Source organism: Chengkuizengella sediminis, assembly GCF_010078385.1.
Taxonomy (GTDB): Bacteria; Bacillota; Bacilli; order Paenibacillales; family KCTC-33759; genus Chengkuizengella; species Chengkuizengella sediminis.
The window spans coordinates 1-19,762 of the sequence record NZ_SIJC01000009.1; the positions used below are offsets into that span (position 1 = coordinate 1).

Sequence of the window (19,762 nt, forward strand, 5' to 3'; positions counted from 1 at the left end):
CGTTGCCTTTATTATCGCTGTTGTCGCTCTCGTTATTTTTATCGTTGCCTTTATTATCGCTGTTGTCGCTCTCGTTATTTTTATCGTTGCCTTTATTATCGCTGTTGTCGCTCTCGTTATTTTTATCGTTGCCTTTATTATCGCTGTTGTCGCTCTCGTTATTCTCATTGTTGCCATTGTCATCGTTGTTGTCACTCTCGTTATCATCATTATGACCTTTGCCGTTGTCGCCCTCATTGTCCTTGCCTTCGTGTATGCACTCGTGTTTGCCATCGTGATTTTCTTCTTCCTTTTCACCGTGTATATCATCATGTTTCCCATCGTGTTTGTCATCTTCACAACCGTCATTTTCTTGTATTTCATCCACTTCTTCCATTTTTTCTGGTTTATCAATGGTTAAAATTACATCTGATATAATAGTAGCTTTACCATCAGACCATTCAGCCTTAAAAGGGAGCTCTATCGAAAGTTCTTGACCATGTTGAACAAGGTCTTTAAATGTAACAGAAATTACTATATTTTCATTATCTCCCTCAACTATTTCTATTTCGTCCAATTCTACTTCTAAATCACTATCACTATAATCAACGTTTAAAAAAATACTCTTCTCTGTATTATTTTTGATTTCAACATCGAATTCATAGTTGGTATTTTCTTCATCATCTGGATCAATCTTTATCTTTTTATTTATTGAGCTGGGTACTGCAATTAAACTATCACTTGATTTAGTAATTGTGAAAGAAGATTGATTATCGAGTGTTACTTTTGTATAACTAGAAACTATTGAAATGATTGGAATAGTCACGAAAACTATTAGTATAAAGATAAATGCTTTTTTTAACATTAAAAATAAACTCTCCTTTACATCAAATCTAAAATTGAAAACCTATGAAGTGGTTTGTCTAAGTTAGTATAAAAGATCGTAGGAATAAAAGTCTGTCGTTTTATAATATACAAATAAAAAAAATTAATTGTTTTTTTATATTGTTTTGACGAACAGTGCTATCATTTCGATTTTTATAATACAAATTTTATATTTTACAAAATTTGTAAGATATTTTTTACCAGAAAATACATAATAAATCATAGATACAGAATTTTCGGTTCTATTTGAGTAGATTGTTAATTATTATGGTCAATTTCAGCTGATGTCATACCTAAACTTGACATAATAAGCATGTAAAAGAAGCTGGAAATAGTATCAAAGAAATGATAATCATATAACGAGGAATAAATACAAATAAACTGAAGTTATGTTTGTACATAAACTTCAGTTTATTTTAATAATATAGATATTATTGAGAATTTTCAGGTTTTAATATACAGCATAATTCTTCTGACAAAATATGATTTACTTCTTTCATGTTGATTTTATAGTAACTCCAAGTTCCTTTTGTTTCTTTTATAATAATGTCTGCATCTAATAGAATTTTTAAATGATAAGATAATTTTGATTGCGGCATCCCAATGATTGGAACCAAATCGCACACGCAAGTTGAACCTTGTTTCGTAAGAATATTCATAATTTGAAGTCTTTTTTTGTCTGCTAAGGCTTTAAATTTTTTCTCATAATTTTCAAAAGACTTGTCTAGTTCATTTTCTAATAAAGGAATTTCTTTTAACATGTTGATTCACCTCTTAAATCAATTATACTTGATGAAGTGAAAAATAGAAAGGGAACTTAGGTATGGCTATAGATGCATATGGAAATGCTGTGTTTTAATGAGGTGATCCATAAATGAGTTTATTATTCAAGAGGAGTATTTTTGTATTAACTGGGATATTAATTATCATAATTTTTACCATTTGGTATATTTATGAATATAAAATTTTAAGTGTGAATAATTTAAATGAAACTGAAACTCTAACTATTGAATTTTTCAATAAGGAGGGAGAGGACATAGGTAATGCACATTTAATAGAGGATAGGGGCGGAGTTCGATTACAATTAAACTTTCATGATTTAGCACCCGGGCAGCATGGATTTCATGTACATGAAATTGGTGAATGTAAAAAACCTGATTTTAAATCTGCTGGAGGGCATTTTAATCCAACGGAAAAGCAACATGGGTTTGAAAACCCTTTAGGTTATCATTTGGGAGATTTGGAAAATATAATAGCTGACCAAGATGGTAAGGTGAATACTGAGGTTGAATTGAGAAATGTTACCCTTAAAGGAGAGGGAGCACATTCTCTACTTGATCATGATGGTTCTTCCATTGTTATTCACCAGCACATGGATGATTACATATCTGATCCTTCAGGGAATTCTGGCTCTAGAATTGGTTGTGGAGTTATAAATGATTAGGTGATATCCCTAGTATCAGCTTTGTTTTAGAGATTTAGAAAAAATGAAGCAGTACACTGCTTCATAGTAAGTATAATAGAAAAATTCCACTACATATTTGAAAGGAGAAATGTCATCGCCTTCTTAGGGCTCCAATCGGTGAGTTCCCTTTATTGTATAACCAAAGTGCGTATTCCAGCGGTCTAACAATTGCTTTAGTGTAAGTTTTTTCCTCACCAATTTTTAAAAATACCTTTCTCGCAGGTTTAGGGTTTACTTCCAGAAGCCATATTTTACCTGAACGATCAACGGCAATATCTAAAGCAAGTTCACATAGTTCATAGTTTTGGGATTCTAACTCTGTTACAACTGCATAACTCAATTGTTCCATATTTTGTTTGATGGATTTAATTTGATGTTCCTTAAACCAATATTTTAATAAGCGATCAGCAGGAACAGCGGAACCTCCGCCATGAAGATTGGAAGTAACACTTCTTTTAGCTCCTATTCTTCCAGCGCAACCAGTAACAACCCATTCACCTATATGGTTTTTTTGAATTAATAACCGATAATCATGCACACGTCCATTATCTAATTTGATATCAATACCTTGTTGTGCCATATATGGTTTTTTTGCATTCAAATTTTTGCATAATCCAAGAAGTTGAGACTTATTTATAAGTTGTTTAGGAATGATTTTACGATTATGTTTTCTCCCTTGAATCAAATATTTATGATCTTCAACTTTTTTTATTTTGAGAATACCCGTTCCTCCTGTACCATTTATCGGTTTAAAAAAAGTCACCTTTGAATGTTTTAGAAATTGTAATAAATCATCAAGTTTTGATATAAATGTACTGTTAGGTAAAAATTCTTTTACAGCATTATTGTCAGATAATTTTTCGTGTATAATCCATTTGTTGGATAGAGGGCGATTTAAATATATAATATGGGGATTTTTCTCTCTAAATTTTTTAAGTTGTTTAAATCGAGATGTGGCTTGATATCTGCATCTATCAAAAATAATATCTGGGAAATCGGTCCATTTTCTAACCCACATTGATTTTGCTTTATTAAAAAAATAGGCATAAATTTTTTTGTTTTTCTCATCTACATTCTCTGGTGAAAAAAGGAATATTTTCATCCCCATTTTTTCACCTTGAATCATGAGTTTTTTTAAATAACTTCTTTCATCAAATTGTTTTTTAGAATTTATATATAAAGCCATAACACCTAGAATGGGTTTTGTTGTCAATTTTTCTCCCTCCTCTTTATTTTATAAGTTCTTTTTTGAGTGTTCATTAAAAATTGACTATATTTTATGATATTCGTAAGAGATTGGTTTCGAATATGAGGTTCATCAAACTTCATTGGTCTTGAGTTCGCCTCAAAAAACCATATCTTCCCTTTTTCATCAATACCTAGATCCATGGACATTTCTCCTAATGGATATGCGGATGCCTTTTCAATTTGATGACAAATTTTTATTGTCACATTTCTCACATCTTCTATTAATTGATCTGCTTTTTCCTTTCCAAAATATGAAGTTAACAGTATATTGGGCTCATCAATTTTCCCGCCTCTCGGCACATGTGTTGTGATGCTATTTGCACCTGCGACCCTAGCACCAATACCTGTAATATTCCACAATCCACTTCCATTCTTTTGAATAAGCACACGTAAATCAAAAGGATTTTCATAATTTTTTGCTAGTTGAATACCTTGTTGAATAATATATTTTCCATGACCTGTATTTTTTTTGATTGTTTTATGCAAGGATTGGATCGTATTAAATTGATAGGTGCCTATTGACTTCTTCCTTTGTATTTTTAATTCATACGGAAGTTCTCCCAGTTCTTCCACACCTGTCATTTTTCGAACTCTCATAATGCCACTACCAGCTTTGCCTTTTATAGGTTTTATATATAACGTGTCAAATTGTTTTATTAAGGTATTCATTTCTTTCCAACCTTTTAATCTTTGTGTAATAGGGATATAGTTTTTTGTTGTATTAGATTTTTTTAGCCATTGAAATAAGCTCCACTTGTTAAAAAAAAATGGGTTAAATAAATGGATGTTTTGATTTTTTAAACATCTTAAAATTAAACGTTTTGTTTTTGGAAGAGCCTCGTATTTGCGGTAAGAGATTCGATTATATAAAACTTTAGGTAAAGGGATTTTTTTTCTTCTCCATTTATTAAAAGTAGCATCATAATAATAGCCATATATTTGTTGTTGATTTATCCTTAAATCTGCTGTCGTTACAACATATACATTTTGATTGTATTGTTGACCATTGGTAATAATATCAATAAAATTTTGTTTATTTCCGAGGAAATCATTTTTTTTATTAGCTAAAGTAAGTATACCGATGATAGGTGCTGCTTCTACTTTGCTTTTAACCTTTTTGGTGGTTTTTCTTTTTGTTTCTTTCATTTTTAAACTTCCCTTCCTGTACTTCGATGCTTGCTTAAATAGACACAGTAATCAAAAATATATTTAAGCTGACTTGAACTACGTGCTTTTAATGAAGGATGTTTAAAAATAGAACGACCAGGGATAGAATTGGCTTCAAACATCCAAACTCTACCATCTTTATCAATTCCAATATCAAATCCAAGCTCTCCTATTAAATGTGGATGTTTACGTTCAATCGTATTTGCCAATCGAGTGGTTACACGTTTTGCCTCTTCATAAATTTCATTGCTGCGTGAGTCATTAAATACTTGTTTGAGTGTTTCTAGTGTTTCCATGACTTGCCCACCCGATTTAACATGAGTAGTGACACTTCCACGACCAGCTTTTTTTGCAGCGATTCCTGCAACAGCCCAATCATTATTTCCATCTTTATTTAGATGAAAACGAAAATCAATCGGACGATTATCAATTTCAATTAAGCGGATACCTTGTTGTAAAATGTAATTTTTAAAGCTTTTTCTTTTAAAGAATTTCATTAGGCTTGAAAAACTTGAAAAACGTAACAATTGATTTTTTTTGTTTTTTCTAAATCTGACAAAATACCCATTGTTAGGATGGTAAGTGATTCTGAATATACCAATGCCCAAACTTCCTTTTGTTGGTTTTAGGTATATAAATCGATGTTTATCCAGCATGTCTTTGATCTCTTGAGAAGAAGGGTTGATAGTGGTTTCAGGAACATGCCGCTGACCTTCAATCGTACCTTGAAAAAGGTGATATATGTCCCACTTATCAAAGAAATCCCAGTTGAATATCGGTATGTCGTGCTTTTTGAAACGATCTCTTAAAGTTTGCATAGATTGTGATTTCTGCACTACTCGGCTAGTTAATCGATTATAAACTACATCGGGTAAAGGGACAGTTTTCTTTTTCCATCGATTATTGGAATCGATAAAAAACGCTGTGACTGTCTCATCCTTCCAATTGACGTCCGAAAGTGAAAATGCAAAATAAAATGCTTGTTTTGAACCTATCTTTAAATATTGTTTTGCAGCATAGGATCTATCTCCAAATGGTAATTGAATCGTACGATTAGAAGTATGACATAAAATTCCTATTAATGGTCCAAGCTGTATCTCATCTTGTTGATTTTGAATAATATAGCTCTTTCCTTTTCTTGGCAAATGAATAGCATTTCGAATGGAGTTTGGTATATATAAATGCTTCCCTCTCCTTTTTATTCTTTTAATATGAATATTTACTTTTTTTTCACCTAGCTTTAATTTTATGGGTCTTTTTCTGTCTAATCTTAAGCTATGCATTAAAGCATTAGACACATAAATAATGTTATCTTTTTTATCTGTAAAATGAATCATACTTGTCGTCGTCACACTCATTAATTACCCTCCTAGTTGTCGGTAAAGCAAATAGTTAGCATAATATATTGGAAGCTGAATCGATGTGTTTTTTAGGTTTTCATCTTTTAAGTGATTGAAAATGGATCTACCAGGTTTTGAATTGGCTTCTAGTAACCAGACTTTAGCTAATGAATCAACACCCAAATCAATCCCAAGTTCACTTAAACGTCCAGAGTGAGCTTCTAGTACGGTGGGTAGTTGTTCTACGATTTCTTGAATGCTGTTCATGATGTCCACTGCTTTTGTTTCTCCGAATTCATTGATAAGAAAAGGACGGACTTCTTTAACAAATCCTCCACCGTGAAGATTGGATGTTAGGCTGCCTGGTTGGCCACACCTAACAGCCATTCCAGTAAACTGCCATTGACCACTTCCGTTTTTCTGAACTAATGCTCTAATATCAAATGAAGTATTTGATTTTGTTTTTAAATGTAAATATTGTTGAATAATATATTTTCGATTTTGAATAAATTGTTGTATTCTATTAGCCAGAGAAGCGTAGTTTTCGTAAGTGACATCAATCGGAACATTTTTTTTATCACGACCTTGAATGATATAATGATTATTTTTTTTAATATGAAGAATCCCTTTTCCATGACTTCCACTAATGGGTTTTAGAATGAATTGATTTTGATGTTTCAACCATTGATTTAAAGTTCCGGTGTTTTTATATAGTTCGGTTTCTGGCAAAACATTTTTTATAAGGGAATCTGATTTTAGTACATGATATACACTCCATTTATCCATTAATCGATTTCCTAAAAATTGGACCTCTTTGATATTTTTAAGCATCGATAATTGTTTACGATATAGTAAAAATTGTTCTCGGCTTTTTATGAAACAACGATCATAAATCAGAGTAGGTATAGGGAAAGTTTTTGGAATCCACTGATTGGTTTTCTTTTTATATATAACTCCTGTCAGTTGATTTTGCTCCCATTTAATTTGATTGAGTGCAAATATAAAAACTATGATTTTTAGTTTTAGACCAAATATACATAAACGTTTATAGAAGTTTTGGTCACTTGTGGATAGAGCTGTATTCAAATCACTGACCATGATACCCATATTGTTAAAGTTCATTTTTTCACCTCATTCAAAAGTCAAATAACGTGCATATTGAATGATTTTTTTTACAGATGGTCGAATCTTATTTTCGTTCAGTGAAGTATTATCGTTTTTGGAGGGTTTTGAATTGACTTCAATCATCCATACTTTCCCATTCACATCAATGGATAAATCAACCCCTAGTTCAGCAAAATGATTTGAAATCTGATCTTCTAATCCCTCTGCAATTTTTAAAGCAGATAAATGGAGTCGTCTGATCGTATTTTTCACTTCATGTTTTGGTAAATTAGATTTCATCAAGGCTTCTTTAACAGAGCTTAATGTACCGCCTCGAGCTAAATTGGAGACAAAGTGATTATTGCTCGCAATACGTCCTACAATGGAAGTGATCTCCCATTCTCCATGTAAATTTTTTTGTACTAAAGCACGAAAATCTATAGGACGTTGGTTCACTTTTATTAAAGGGATCCCCTGTTGAATTTGGTATCTCTTCGTTTTTAATTTTCCAGATATTTTTGCATATACTTTTCTCAAGTTACTAAACTTCTCTGAATGTGAACCATTTACATTTGTAAAGTGGCAGCGATAAGCACCATTAGATTGCCTTGTGACTCGGATGATGCCTCTTCCCAAGCTACCTTGTGACGGTTTCAAAAATACTGTATGATATTTGCTGCACATCATTTTCAACATGGAATAGTTTTTTAACGAATAAGACTCAGGTAAATATTTTTGCAGGTTTATATTTTTAGATAAGGCATCATAAACTTCTGTTTTATCTAAAAATTTTTCATTAAATATTTGAGCATGATGTTTGGATTTTACTTCTTTCATAAAATGTTGTACGCTTGATTTGTTCTCTTGTTTGCGAGTGCTTAAACGATTATAAATGGCATTTGGAATAGGTAAACTTTTTTTATTCCAAGTACCGCCGTAATAAGTCCATCCATATATTTTGTTAGAATCCATGTGAATATCGTTTGGAGTAAAAAAGCAAATAAACGCACCTTGAAGTTTACTAGCATCAGAAAGTTCTTGACAAAAAACTGTATTAGATCCAAATGGTTTTGATGGTGATTGTTTTGTGCGATGGCTAAGTAAAACACCAATGAAAGGACCTATGGTAAGTGTCGAAGAACTGTACCTGACTCTTAATTTAGATTTATGATGCAGACCTAAATTTTTAGCTAGAAGTTCATTGATAATTAATGCATTAGTTCTTTTTGATGGCAGGACTTTTACATATATACTTTTTGTGCCAAATTTTAGATTAATGGGTTGGTTTGCAGGTATCTTTCCTTTTTTCATCATAGATTCACTGAGCAAAATTAAATATTGGTCATGAAACAATGAAGTTTTCTTTTGTATATAAATTGTGATAATTTTATCAATCATGATCAATCCCCTTCCGACACCAATGATTCGTTGCAGGAATATAAGTTATCATATGAGGACATAAAACCCTTGGTGATTGAATGTAGTTAGGTTTATGCTGATTTGTAGAAAAATGGGGGGAATAACTATGAATACATTCGTGATGTTATTTGCAAGTATTATTATTGGAGCTTGTATTGGTGGATTAACAAATTACTTAGCGATAAAGATGTTATTTTATCCACGAAAAGCACTTTATCTGTTCAAAAAAAAGATTCCCTTCACTCCTGGGTTGATTCCTAAACGAAAAGATGAAATAGCCGTCTCACTTGGTAGAGTGGTTGGTGATTATCTTGTGACCTCAGAAGGTTTAAGTCAAATGGTAAGCAGTCCTGAGTTTAAAAGAAAAGTAGAATCAAAGTGTAATCAATGGTTTGATGATTTGTTAAAGCAGGAGGTAAATTTAGAGGATTTAGTTCTGCGATACTGGACCAAAGAGCAGGTGGAAGAATGGAAGGGGAAAAGTTCGGAATGGGCTTATTCTTTAACGAATAAAGGAATTGAATGGTTATGGGTAGAGAAAAATTGGTCTTCAAAGACATTTGTAGATTTGATTCCAAATTGGAATGACCAGCAAAAGGAGAAGTGGGCACAAACTGCTACAGATTATATATTGTTTGAAATTGGAAAGGAACTACAGACGGAACGTGGAGATAGGATGTTACAAAATTTAACGGGTCAGTTTATGGAACAAGCAGGTGGACTGATGGGAACATTAGCGGGACTTTTTATGGATGGGCAAAAAATAACAACAAAGGTAAAGGCAGTTGTAATAGAGCAACTTGATTCACCAACGGTAAACAATACATTATATCAGTTTTTTTATCATAAAATTAGTGACTGGGAGAAAAAAGGTCTTTCAGAGTGGATGGATCAATTTTCAGATCGCGAAGATCATTTAAGTTGGTTAAGAGAAAAAACCAGCGAGGTTTTGAAGTGGGAGGAATGGTTGAATAGGCTATTGGAAAAACCATTACAGCCCATTTTACAAAATAATAAACAATCGATTAATAAACAAATTCCGGTTGTGTTAAACTTTTTGTTGGGTCAACTTAGTAAAAACGTAGAACAAATTGTTTCAGCGATTGAACTGCCACAATTAGTACAGTCAGAAGTTAATAAATTTCCTACGGAACGAGTAGAAGAAATTGTTTTAAGTGTTTCTGGGAAAGAGTTTAGAGCAATTACATGGTTAGGTGCAGTATTAGGTGGATTGATTGGATTAGTACAATTTGTATTGATCATATCTTATACTTAGACGATATTAAATTAGAGGAGAGATGAATGAAGATGAATATTTATGATAAAGCTCATGAATTAGCAAAAGCGTTAAAAGAAAGTGATGAAGTAAAACAGTTAGATGAAGTTAGAGCAGAAATTGAAAAAAATGAGGAAGCAAGTAAGATGCTGCAAGATTTTACAAACATTCAGAACGAATTACAACAAAAAATGATGATAGGTGAACAGCCATCTGAGGAAGAGATGGGAAAAATTCAAAAATTATATGAAGTACTACAACTAAACCCACTTCTATCTAAATTGTTCGAAACAGAACAGCGAGTAAGTGTGATCATTCAAGATGTTCATAAGATTATTAATGAACCGTTACAAGGATCAGGGTCATAATCTAGCTGCTCCGTTTTCGTTAGAATAATATTTAAATCAATATCGGGGTCTAATTATCCCTTTCTTTCATAAAATCTTAATATAGGTTGTACGAATATTAAGGAGCTGGTTCGCTTGAAAGGGATCAAACCGATATTAAGTTTGAGTCTAGCAGTAGGGTTATTAATTTATGCGATTCCTAAACTAGAGGTAGGTCAAGGTTGGACTTTACCAACGATTTTTGCAGTAGTTTGGATTGGGATGGTACTGTTAATTATTGCTGCACATTTGCATGAAGTACTGGGTGTTGACGAGGAAACGAAAAAAGAGTTGAGAAGAGTGAAACAATATCAACGTTGGAAAAGAGAACAGTTGGTTTACGGGAATAAACGAAAAATGATGAGATAATATATATGCAAGTTTTTCTTGGAAGCTTAACAAAAAGAGAAGTATCTGAAGAAAGTCTCTTATTCTGTGACATGGAATAAGAGATTTTTTAGGCTTTGCACCACTATGAAAAGATGACCAACTGGGGATTTTTATATATACTATATGTAAAGCTTCGTTTTAGTTAAATACATAGTAAAAATGAATTGATTCTGAGGTGTGATGATTATTGAAAAATATAGAGAATTCAAGTAAAACAAAACATGAACAAATTTTAGAACACATAGAGAGTCTGGAAATAGGAGCAAAGATATCTGTCAGACAGATCGCAAAAGATTTAGAAGTCAGTGAAGGGACGGCATATCGAGCCATTAAAGATGCAGAGATACAGGGCTTAGTAAGTACTAAAGAACGGATAGGTACCATTAGGATAGAAAAAAAGAATCGAATGAACATTGATCAACTTACCTTTGCTGATGTTGTAAGCATTGTAGATGGTAGTGTACTCGGAGGCGCTAAAGGATTAGATAAGCCCTTGAATAAATTTGTGATAGGTGCCATGAAATTGGAAGCGATGATGAGGTATGTTGATCCAGATAGTTTATTAATTGTGGGTAATCGAGATCAAGTACATAAAATTGCATTGGAGCATGGTGCAGGTGTTTTAATAACTGGTGGATTTGATGCAAAAAGTGATGTGAAAAAACTTGCAGATCAAATGGAACTACCTTTAATTTCATCTAGTTATGATTCCTTTACAGTAGCTTCTATGATTAATCGAGCTATTTATGATCGATTAATCAAAAAGAAAATCATGTTAGTTGAAGATATGATTTATGTAAAAAAATCGGATGTTTTTGTTTTGAAAAGTAATCATACAGTAAAGGATATGCAAGAAATTGCTGAAAAATCTGGACATAGTAGATTTCCAATTGTGGATGAATGGAATCGAGTAATAGGTATGATTACTTCTAAAGATATGATTGGTGCTCAAAGAAATCAAACCTTAGATAAATATATGACTAGGAATCCAATTACCGTAAATCTTCAAACCTCTATCACTTCTGCTGCTCATATGATGGTTTGGGAAGGAATTGAACTATTACCAGTTGTAGATCACCATCGAAAATTACTTGGAGTAATTAGTAGGAAAGATGTTTTACATGCGTTACAGCACCTTCAAAAACAACCTCAAATGGGAGAAACATTTGAAAATCTCATATGGTCAGGTTTTGAGCAAGAACGTAACGGTGATGGTGTTTTACAGTTTCATGGTGAGGTTACCCCTCAGATGACAAGTCAACTAGGAACCGTATCTGAAGGTGTATTAACCACTTTAATGACAAAATCAGCTTATCAGGCCATCAGTGATGTTAAAAAAGGAGATTATGTATTAGATAATATCTCCACTTATTTTGTAAGACCTTTGCAAATTGATAGTCATATAAAAATATGTCCTGGAATTATAGAAGTCAGTAGAAAGTTTGCAAAAGTGGAAGTTCAGATATTTCACGAATTGGATTTAATTTGTAAAGCGATGTTAACTGCTCAAATTATTGATTCGTAAACTTCATAATGTGTACATGATTGCGGATGCCACCGTATATATTAGCTAAACCTAACAACAAGAATAGAATACCCACAATGAAGCGGGGCCAAGTGAACTCAAATAGAAATAACTGTATACTAGCAATGGTTATTAATACTACTCCTATACTCATGTTCATGCGTGATCTCATCAGTCCTTGTTGTTTGGCATCCTTTGTACGCCTTGCCCTCATACTGAAATAAAAGGAAAGCCATGCTGATACTAATACAATAATGTAAGGTATGTAATTGAGAAAATTCATTTGTTCATCTCCATATTCTGTTTTGAAGAACTTTTATTACTATATGACAACTATTGTATCAAAAAAAGCAGGCACAACTCAATTCAAAACATATACTTGCTTTCTCTTTAAGACTCTGGATTAAACTCTTCAACAGTAATCCAAAAGGTTACCTCTCCGTAAACAATGAACATATACTGTATTTCAACAACATAATCCTTTTTATGAACATTAAGATAGGTTTTTCGACCATATAACTGTCTGACATAATCGGGGTCTTTATAGATGATCGAAACTTGCTTCCCTTTTAATACTTTTAAGTCATCACTTACTTCATCTTTTATATCATTTTTTATAAGATCATCAAGTGGTTCTCTTTCTATATTTTCTTGAATTTTAATAATAATAGAATGAATCACTGCGTTTGAATTTTTATATTTCTCTAACCCTTCAATTTTTGACAATAAATCTTTATTTTCTTGTCGGATCGTTTCGTTGATTTTAAACATCTCTTGCATATTGTGCTGGTATATAATCATATAAGCAGCTGCCCCAATGATCATACCTGATACAATGAGAGCAAAGGCTTGCATATATTTTAAAAATCTTGTGATCGACGGAACTCTCAAGAGGAATTTCCCCCATTACTTAACCACAGCATGAGCGTTGTACCTGATTGAGCACCTATAAAGGCACTGATAATTTGTAATATTTGTTTAATTGCAGGTGAAAGATGGCCATCCACGACATTACTTTCTATTAGACGGAGTGGATCAATCGTTCCTCCTATGGCCACAACAACTGCCCATATTTTCACGTTTTTTGCTACTTCTTGCATCGTAAATGAAGGTGGCTGTAAAGTGAGTGTAGCAGCTATTCCTGCTAATAAACTAGCACCAAGCACAACGCCAAAAGCAATCATATAATCTGTAATCATTTTAGTTAATAAATTCCCCATTGTGATACTTCCTTTCTATTCATAAAGGAAAGCACAACTTTCCATTTAATTTTGGATGATGTTATACAAGCCCTCCTATATTAATGTATGGGGTGAGTTAAATGAATTATGCTAAAATAGGTTGAAGAGATTTAAGAAATGTTAAACATTTTTTTTTAATGAAGGTATTTATTCGCCTTTTTTCGAACATATGTTTTATGTAAGGTGCTTTGTTATGTTAAAATGAAGATAAACAACTAGATTTGAGATGCATTAAAATGCAAGTTCAAGAAGTTCAGTTTTCAGCACTGAGAAGTTTGTACGACATAGAAGCCAGTCTTTTTCGGGGTCCCCGAAAAGTGTTAGGACTACACTACAAAGATCTTCTTCACTTTTTGGGGTGTAGCAAGTGTAGTGATTGGTTACATGAGCACCGGACTTCAAATGTGAGTGCAAGATTCGATGTCGAAGTCGCCCCCTTTAGCCACTTCGTGATCACTACTTAAAACCAGTCACTTCCATGTGACAAATATAGTACCAGCACGTCCTGTGCTGGCAAAAGGGGACTTTTTGAACAACCTCTATTAAGGAGCGTTAGAAAAATGGAAAGGTTTACTCACCTACACGTACATAGTGAATATAGTTTATTGGATGGAGCAGCTCGAATCGAGCACTTAACAAAAAGAGCGTCCGAATTATCCATGAACGCACTTGCATTAACTGATCATGGCGTGATGTATGGAGCACTCCCATTTTATAAATCATGTCTAAAAAATAATATAAAACCCATCATTGGTTGTGAGGTGTATTTCACGGCTGAATCTTTGCATGAAAAAAAATCTAGAAAAGAGAGTCCGATATATCATCTGATTCTGTTATGCAAAAATGAAAAGGGTTATCAAAACCTAATGAAAATTTGTTCGATTGCACATCTCAAAGGGCATCATTATAAACCTAGAATTGATGAGCAACATTTAAAAAAGCATGCAGAGGGACTCATTTGTTTGAGCGCTTGTTTAGGAGGAGAAGTTTCACAACATTTACTTCATGAAGAGTGGGGTAAAGCTAAAAAGGCAGCCGACCGTTATCATCGTATATTTGGAGAGGATTTTTACCTAGAGATCCAGGACCATGGGATTTTTGAACAGAAAAAAGTGATGAATAACATGATCAAACTGAGTCGTGACACGGGTATTCAATTAGTAGCAACAAATGATGTCCACTACATTCAACAAGAGGACTATTCTGTACAGGATGTTCTAATTTGTATTGGTACTGGTAAAACATTAGAAGATTCACACAGAATGAAGTTTCAAACAGATCAATTATATCTTAAAAGTCAATCTGAGATGAATGATTTATTTTCATTTGTTCCTGAAGCGATCCATAATACAAAAGTAATAGAAAATAAATGTAATCTGCAGTTAAATTTAGGAGCGTCTATTTTACCCCAATATGCACCAATACCCGAGGGATTTAACTCACATACTTATTTGAACCATCTTTGTGAAGAAGGTTTACTAAAAAGATATCAAGGGTTACTGGAATGGGAGGATCCATCCTTTCAGGCAGAAGTTAAAGAAAGACTGGACTATGAACTTCGTGTCATTCAAAACATGGGGTATTCGGATTATTTTTTAATCGTTTGGGATTTTATTCGTTTCGCACATGAAAAAAATATCATGACTGGGCCTGGAAGAGGTTCTTCTGCGGGCAGCTTAGTCGCCTATGTTTTAAACATAACGAATGTAGATCCAATACGTTATGAGCTATTATTTGAACGATTTTTAAATCCAGAAAGAATTTCTATGCCAGATATTGATATTGATTTTAGCGATGAACGACGGGAAGAAGTCATTGATTATGTTGTACAAAAATATGGTTCAGAACATGTAGCCCAAATTATCACTTTCGGTACAATGGCGGCAAAAGCCGCTGTAAGAGACGTTGGTAGAGTACTAAACTTTCCTTATCAAGAAGTGGATAAAACAGCAAAAATGATTCCAAATCAGCTTGGAATCACTATTGATAAAGCAATTTCTTATAATCCTGATCTAAAAAGCGCCTATGAAAAAAACGAGAAAATTTACGAACTTTTAAATATGGCATCTAAAGTAGAAGGATTTCCTAGACATGCATCTACACACGCAGCGGGTGTTGTCATATCTAAAGAACCTTTAACAAATTACGCTCCTCTACAGGATGGAACGGATCAAATCCCTCTAACTCAATATCCTATGGAGCAGCTTGAATCTATTGGATTGTTAAAGATGGATTTTTTAGGTCTGCGTACATTATCTATTATTGAAAGAACGCTGGATTGGATCAAAAAACAGGTTAATGTTGATATAGATCTACAAAAATTAAATGTAAATGATGCAACAACATATGAGATGTTAAGCAAAGGGGAAACAACAGGTATCTTTCAATTAGAATCATCGGGTGTACGTCGTGTTCTAAAAGATTTAAAACCTTCAGAATTTGAGGATATTATTTCTGTTCTAGCCTTGTATCGTCCAGGACCAATGGAGTTTATCCCTAAATATATTCAAGGTAAACATAAAAAAATCAAGGTAGAATACCCACACTCCTCTCTCAAAACTATATTATCTGACACGTATGGCATTATCGTGTATCAAGAGCAGATTATGCAAATTGCATCAAAGATGGCAGGTTTTAGTCTGGGAGAAGCGGATCTTCTTAGACGAGCTGTATCTAAAAAGAAAAGGGAAGAGTTAGTTAAGCAACGAGAGGCCTTTGTAACAGGATCTATAAATCAAGGGTATGCTGAAACAGATGCGAATAAAGTCTATGATATGATCGTTCGATTTGCAGATTATGGATTTCCAAGGGCTCATGCAACTGCTTACGGAGTATTAGCATTTCAAACGGCTTATTTAAAGGCTCATTATCCAGTACAGTTTATGTCTGCTATGTTAACTTCTGTAATTGGAAATCAGGGGAAATTAGCTGAATATATTGATGAATGTCGAAGAATGAAAATTAAAGTATTACCTCCAGATGTAAATGAAAGTGATATTTTGTTTACACCAGTTAAGGATCAAAACTCCAATGATCAATGGAAGGGTGCTATTCGATTTGGATTGGCCGCGATTAAAAATGTAGGAACAACAGCAATGAAATCTATAATTAATGAAAGACAAAGTTCGCCGTTTGAAGACTTGTTGGATTTTTGTCAGAAAGTGGACTCAAAGGCATGTAATACAAGGGTAGTAGAATCGCTCATTTTAAGTGGAGCTTTTGATTTTCTTCCAGGTCATCGTGCTCAATTGTTAGCCATGTTAGATGAAACGATGGATGCTGCAGTGAAATGGAAAAAAGAAAGAGAAGATCTACAAATTCATCTATTTGGATTAACTGAGGAAATGAACTGGACCATAGATTATCCAGAGGTTTTGGCCTTTACAGAAACACAAAGGCTAGAACAAGAAAAAGAAATGTTAGGTTTATTCGTTTCCGGACATCCACTTGATGCATATCAAGGAAAAATAGCCAATTTAAATACAAATGAGATACATCTAATGGGTGAGTTGAAGGAAAATACCATTGCTCGAGTTGTAGGTATGATTATATCATCTAGAATGATATTAACAAAAAAAGGTCAACAGATGGCCTTTATGGAATTAGAGGATCGTATCACTAAATTAGAAGCAATTATTTTTCCTGAAACTTGGAAAAAATATGGGGAAAACATTGAAAAAGGGAAAATTGTGTATTTAGAAGGAAAAATACAACATCAAGATGAAGGGATAAAACTATTAGTACATCGTGTTGTTCCAATAGATGACATCAGCGAAAAGTTTTTTGTCAAAGAAAGTCCTAAACAGGACTACTCTGAGAAAAGGGAAAAAAATAAACTGAATAATAAACAGCATGTATACATTAAGATTATGGAAATGAATCAAAGTGCCGAAAAACTAGTGAAATTAAAAAAAATGCTGAAAAAACATACAGGCCCTCTTGAAGTCATATTATTTTATGAACAAACCCATAAGATCGTAGCATTAAATGAATCATTTAATATAAAACCTTCACAAGAGCTTTTTACAGCTATTGAAGCATTCTTAGGGAAAGGAACAGTAAAAGTGAGATAATTGGGTATCATAAAACAAATCACATATTGATCATTTTTCATCTCTTTACAATTCGTAAAATCTAGGATAAGCTTTGTTATGGGGAAGGATAAGGTTAATCGTGATACTTTAATCAATAACAAACATTACAAACAAATTCAGGAGGTTTCATTCATGTGGACAGTAATTTATATTGTACCTACTGAAAAAAAGGCTGAACGATTAAAGGATAACCTGACTACCGAAGGTTTTTTTGTGAAAATTAAATCAAGCGGATTATCCAAAAATCAATTTGAAATATTGGTCCCTGAGGGAGAAGTGGAAGAAGTGCAGGAGGTACTGAGTACCCTGCTTCACAAATAACCACAATACATACATGTTTGTTTAACCTTATAAAAATGAGCGCTAAAAAATAAAACGCCTTGTGAGGTGTAATAAGTGTTTAAAGAACTATTTAATAAAAAAAGAAAATATGCAACAATCCCTTCTGAAAACTCTAAGCGAGACAATATTCCAGAGGGATTGATGAACAAGTGTCCAAAATGTGGAACGATTCAATTTAATAAAGAGTTAGAAAAAAATTTAAAGGTTTGTTCAGGCTGTGGTCATCATTTTAGATTAAACGCAAAAGAAAGATTTCAAATCACATTAGATGATGGAAGATTATTTGAATATGACAGTGATATGATATCTGAAGATCCATTAGATTTTCCAGGTTATAAAGAGAAAATAACAAAACATCAAGAAAAAACAGGTTCAAAGGATGCAGTTATCACAGGAGAAGGAACACTAGGAGGATTTCCTGTGGTAGTGGCAGGGATGAGTTTTGAATTTTTTGGCGGTAGCATGGGATCTGTTGTAGGTGAAAAAGTAACTAGAGCCATTGAAACAGCAATGAATAAAAACTATCCATTGCTTATTTTTTCTACATCCGGTGGAGCTAGAATGGAAGAAAGTATCCTAAGTTTAATGCAAATGGCTAAAACAAGTGCAGCAATCCAAAAATTTAGTGATCAAGGTGGATTATATATTTCCATTATTACTGATCCGACTTTTGGAGGTGTCCCTGCCAGTTTTGCCATGTTAGGAGATTATATTATCGCAGAACCAGGTGCTGCTTTTGGATTTACTGGTAGACGAGTGATTGAGCAAACCATTAGACAAAAATTGCCAGAAACATTCCAAACGGCGGAATTTAATTTAAAACATGGGCAACTGGACAAAGTTGTTCCACGCGATCAAATGAAAAACACTTTAATTAAATTATTAGATTTACATTTAACAAAGGAGGAAACCGAATATGGCGAATGAACTGCCATTTGAAAAACCTCTTATAGATTTACGTGCGAAAATTAATGAAATACGCAAATTTGGGATTGAAAAAGAAATTGATATATCTGAAGAAATTAATCGCCTCGAACAAAGATATGTGGATTTGGAAGAAGAAATTTTTTCTAATTTAACAGTCTCGCAAAAGATACAAATAGCTAGGCATCCTATGCGTCCTACTACATTAGATTATGTTCAACATATATTTGATGATTTTATTGAATTACATGGAGATCGTTCTTATGGGGATGATTTAGCGATTGTTGGTGGCATAGCCAAGTTGAATGGTCAATCAGTAACGATTGTTGGTCATCAAAAAGGAAAAGACACGAAGGATAATATTGCACGTAATTTTGGTATGCCTCATCCTGAAGGATTCCGTAAAGGATTACGTTTAATGAAACAAGCAAATAAATTTAAAAGACCCATTATTACATTTATTGATACCCCTGGTGCTTATCCAGGTGGTGCTGCAGAAGAAAGAGGTCAGGCTGAAGCTATTGCTAAGAATTTATTGGAAATGGCTGGTTTTGAAGTGCCTATTATTTGTATCGTTATTGGTGAAGGTGGAAGTGGAGGGGCTCTGGCTTTAGGTGTAGGAAATAGAGTGCTTATGTTAGAAAATGCCATTTATTCTGTGAGTAGCCCAGAAGCTGCTGCTTCTATCCTTTATAAAGATGCTTCCAAATCCCTTCTTGCTGCAGAATCCATGAGAATAACTGCAAATCATATTCATAACTTTGGAGTAGCTGATGAAATCATTCCAGAACCAAAAGGTGGAGCTCATCAGAACGTAAAAGAACAAGCTGAGATGATAAAAGAAACTATACTGAAACATCTCGTACAACTTAATGGGTTGGATGAATTTGAGATAAAAGAAGATAGATACAAAAAATTTAGGAAAATTGGGAGTTTTACTGTGCTTGAAAATGTATATTAGTTTGGACTAGGAGGAG

General features: G+C 33.3%; 18 protein-coding genes and 1 pseudogene. 9 read left to right on the forward strand and 10 right to left on the reverse strand.

What is annotated here, in order from left to right:
* Positions 1 to 844 (reverse strand): annotated as a pseudogene (locus EPK97_RS16215) (hypothetical protein); the annotation flags it as partial.
* A gap of 451 nt (positions 845 to 1,295) precedes the next feature.
* Positions 1,296 to 1,625: an ArsR/SmtB family transcription factor gene (locus EPK97_RS16220; RefSeq protein ID WP_162037680.1), complete on the reverse strand. Its 330-nt coding sequence runs from the start codon at positions 1,623 to 1,625 to the stop codon at positions 1,296 to 1,298.
* A gap of 113 nt (positions 1,626 to 1,738) precedes the next feature.
* Between EPK97_RS16220 and EPK97_RS16225 the strand changes: the two genes are divergently transcribed.
* A complete protein-coding gene (locus EPK97_RS16225) occupies positions 1,739 to 2,308 on the forward strand; it encodes a superoxide dismutase family protein (RefSeq protein ID WP_162037681.1) in 570 nt (189 codons plus the stop codon).
* Positions 2,309 to 2,420: 112 nt separating this feature from the next.
* Here the strand turns inward: EPK97_RS16225 and EPK97_RS16230 are convergent, their stop codons facing one another.
* From EPK97_RS16230 to EPK97_RS16250, 5 genes are read right to left on the reverse strand one after another with little or no spacing between them, the layout of a single operon-like run.
* Positions 2,421 to 3,542, reverse strand: coding sequence for a YheC/YheD family endospore coat-associated protein (locus tag EPK97_RS16230; RefSeq protein WP_162037682.1), 1,122 nt, complete (start codon positions 3,540 to 3,542; stop codon positions 2,421 to 2,423).
* Entirely contained in the window at positions 3,539 to 4,723 is a 1,185-nt protein-coding gene (locus EPK97_RS16235) for a YheC/YheD family endospore coat-associated protein (protein ID WP_162037683.1), read from the reverse strand. The genes EPK97_RS16230 and EPK97_RS16235 overlap by 4 nt, the downstream gene beginning before the upstream one ends.
* Before the next feature lie 2 nt (positions 4,724 to 4,725).
* Positions 4,726 to 6,102 carry a YheC/YheD family endospore coat-associated protein gene (locus tag EPK97_RS16240; RefSeq protein WP_162037684.1) on the reverse strand — a complete coding sequence of 459 codons (1,377 nt, stop codon included), beginning with the start codon at positions 6,100 to 6,102 and terminating at the stop codon, positions 4,726 to 4,728.
* A 3-nt stretch (positions 6,103 to 6,105) separates the two neighbouring features.
* Positions 6,106 to 7,206, reverse strand: a complete 1,101-nt coding sequence (locus EPK97_RS16245; RefSeq protein ID WP_162037685.1) for a YheC/YheD family endospore coat-associated protein — start codon at positions 7,204 to 7,206, stop codon at positions 6,106 to 6,108.
* A gap of 9 nt (positions 7,207 to 7,215) precedes the next feature.
* Positions 7,216 to 8,586: a YheC/YheD family endospore coat-associated protein gene (locus EPK97_RS16250; protein WP_162037686.1), complete on the reverse strand. Its 1,371-nt coding sequence runs from the start codon at positions 8,584 to 8,586 to the stop codon at positions 7,216 to 7,218.
* Between the two features lie 127 nt (positions 8,587 to 8,713).
* Between EPK97_RS16250 and EPK97_RS16255 the strand changes: the two genes are divergently transcribed.
* The 4 genes from EPK97_RS16255 (at position 8,714) to EPK97_RS16270 (ending at position 12,184) form a co-directional block, all read left to right on the forward strand.
* Positions 8,714 to 9,883: a DUF445 domain-containing protein gene (locus EPK97_RS16255; protein ID WP_162037687.1), complete on the forward strand. Its 1,170-nt coding sequence runs from the start codon at positions 8,714 to 8,716 to the stop codon at positions 9,881 to 9,883.
* Positions 9,884 to 9,915: 32 nt separating this feature from the next.
* Complete coding sequence (locus tag EPK97_RS16260) at positions 9,916 to 10,251, forward strand: YlbF/YmcA family competence regulator (protein ID WP_162037839.1); 336 nt, start codon at positions 9,916 to 9,918, stop codon at positions 10,249 to 10,251.
* A 114-nt stretch (positions 10,252 to 10,365) separates the two neighbouring features.
* Positions 10,366 to 10,638, forward strand: coding sequence for a hypothetical protein (locus EPK97_RS16265; RefSeq protein ID WP_162037688.1), 273 nt, complete (start codon positions 10,366 to 10,368; stop codon positions 10,636 to 10,638).
* A 208-nt stretch (positions 10,639 to 10,846) separates the two neighbouring features.
* Positions 10,847 to 12,184, forward strand: a complete 1,338-nt coding sequence (locus EPK97_RS16270; RefSeq protein WP_162037689.1) for a DRTGG domain-containing protein — start codon at positions 10,847 to 10,849, stop codon at positions 12,182 to 12,184.
* Here EPK97_RS16270 and EPK97_RS16275 read toward each other — a convergent pair.
* From EPK97_RS16275 to EPK97_RS16285, 3 genes are all read right to left on the reverse strand, one after another.
* The gene (locus tag EPK97_RS16275) at positions 12,171 to 12,467 is read right to left on the reverse strand and encodes a YtpI family protein (RefSeq protein WP_162037690.1); all 297 of its coding nucleotides are present in this window, start codon (positions 12,465 to 12,467) and stop codon (positions 12,171 to 12,173) included. The genes EPK97_RS16270 and EPK97_RS16275 overlap by 14 nt on opposite strands.
* A gap of 107 nt (positions 12,468 to 12,574) precedes the next feature.
* Positions 12,575 to 13,075 (reverse strand): sporulation membrane protein YtrI, encoded by a 501-nt coding sequence (locus EPK97_RS16280; protein WP_162037691.1) that lies wholly within the window; start codon positions 13,073 to 13,075, stop codon positions 12,575 to 12,577.
* Entirely contained in the window at positions 13,072 to 13,404 is a 333-nt protein-coding gene (locus tag EPK97_RS16285) for a YtrH family sporulation protein (protein WP_160645056.1), read from the reverse strand. The genes EPK97_RS16280 and EPK97_RS16285 overlap by 4 nt, the downstream gene beginning before the upstream one ends.
* Positions 13,405 to 13,985: 581 nt before the next feature.
* Between EPK97_RS16285 and EPK97_RS16290 the strand changes: the two genes are divergently transcribed.
* The 4 genes from EPK97_RS16290 (at position 13,986) to accA (ending at position 19,746) form a co-directional block, all read left to right on the forward strand.
* Positions 13,986 to 17,498: a DNA polymerase III subunit alpha gene (locus tag EPK97_RS16290; protein WP_162037692.1), complete on the forward strand. Its 3,513-nt coding sequence runs from the start codon at positions 13,986 to 13,988 to the stop codon at positions 17,496 to 17,498.
* A 153-nt stretch (positions 17,499 to 17,651) separates the two neighbouring features.
* Positions 17,652 to 17,840 (forward strand): glutamate decarboxylase, encoded by a 189-nt coding sequence (locus tag EPK97_RS16295; protein WP_162037693.1) that lies wholly within the window; start codon positions 17,652 to 17,654, stop codon positions 17,838 to 17,840.
* Positions 17,841 to 17,915: 75 nt separating this feature from the next.
* The gene (gene accD, locus EPK97_RS16300; RefSeq protein WP_162037694.1) at positions 17,916 to 18,788 is read left to right on the forward strand and encodes an acetyl-CoA carboxylase, carboxyltransferase subunit beta; all 873 of its coding nucleotides are present in this window, start codon (positions 17,916 to 17,918) and stop codon (positions 18,786 to 18,788) included.
* Positions 18,778 to 19,746 carry an acetyl-CoA carboxylase carboxyl transferase subunit alpha gene (gene accA, locus EPK97_RS16305; protein ID WP_162037695.1) on the forward strand — a complete coding sequence of 323 codons (969 nt, stop codon included), beginning with the start codon at positions 18,778 to 18,780 and terminating at the stop codon, positions 19,744 to 19,746. The genes accD and accA overlap by 11 nt, the downstream gene beginning before the upstream one ends.
* Positions 19,747 to 19,762: the final 16 nt, after the last annotated feature.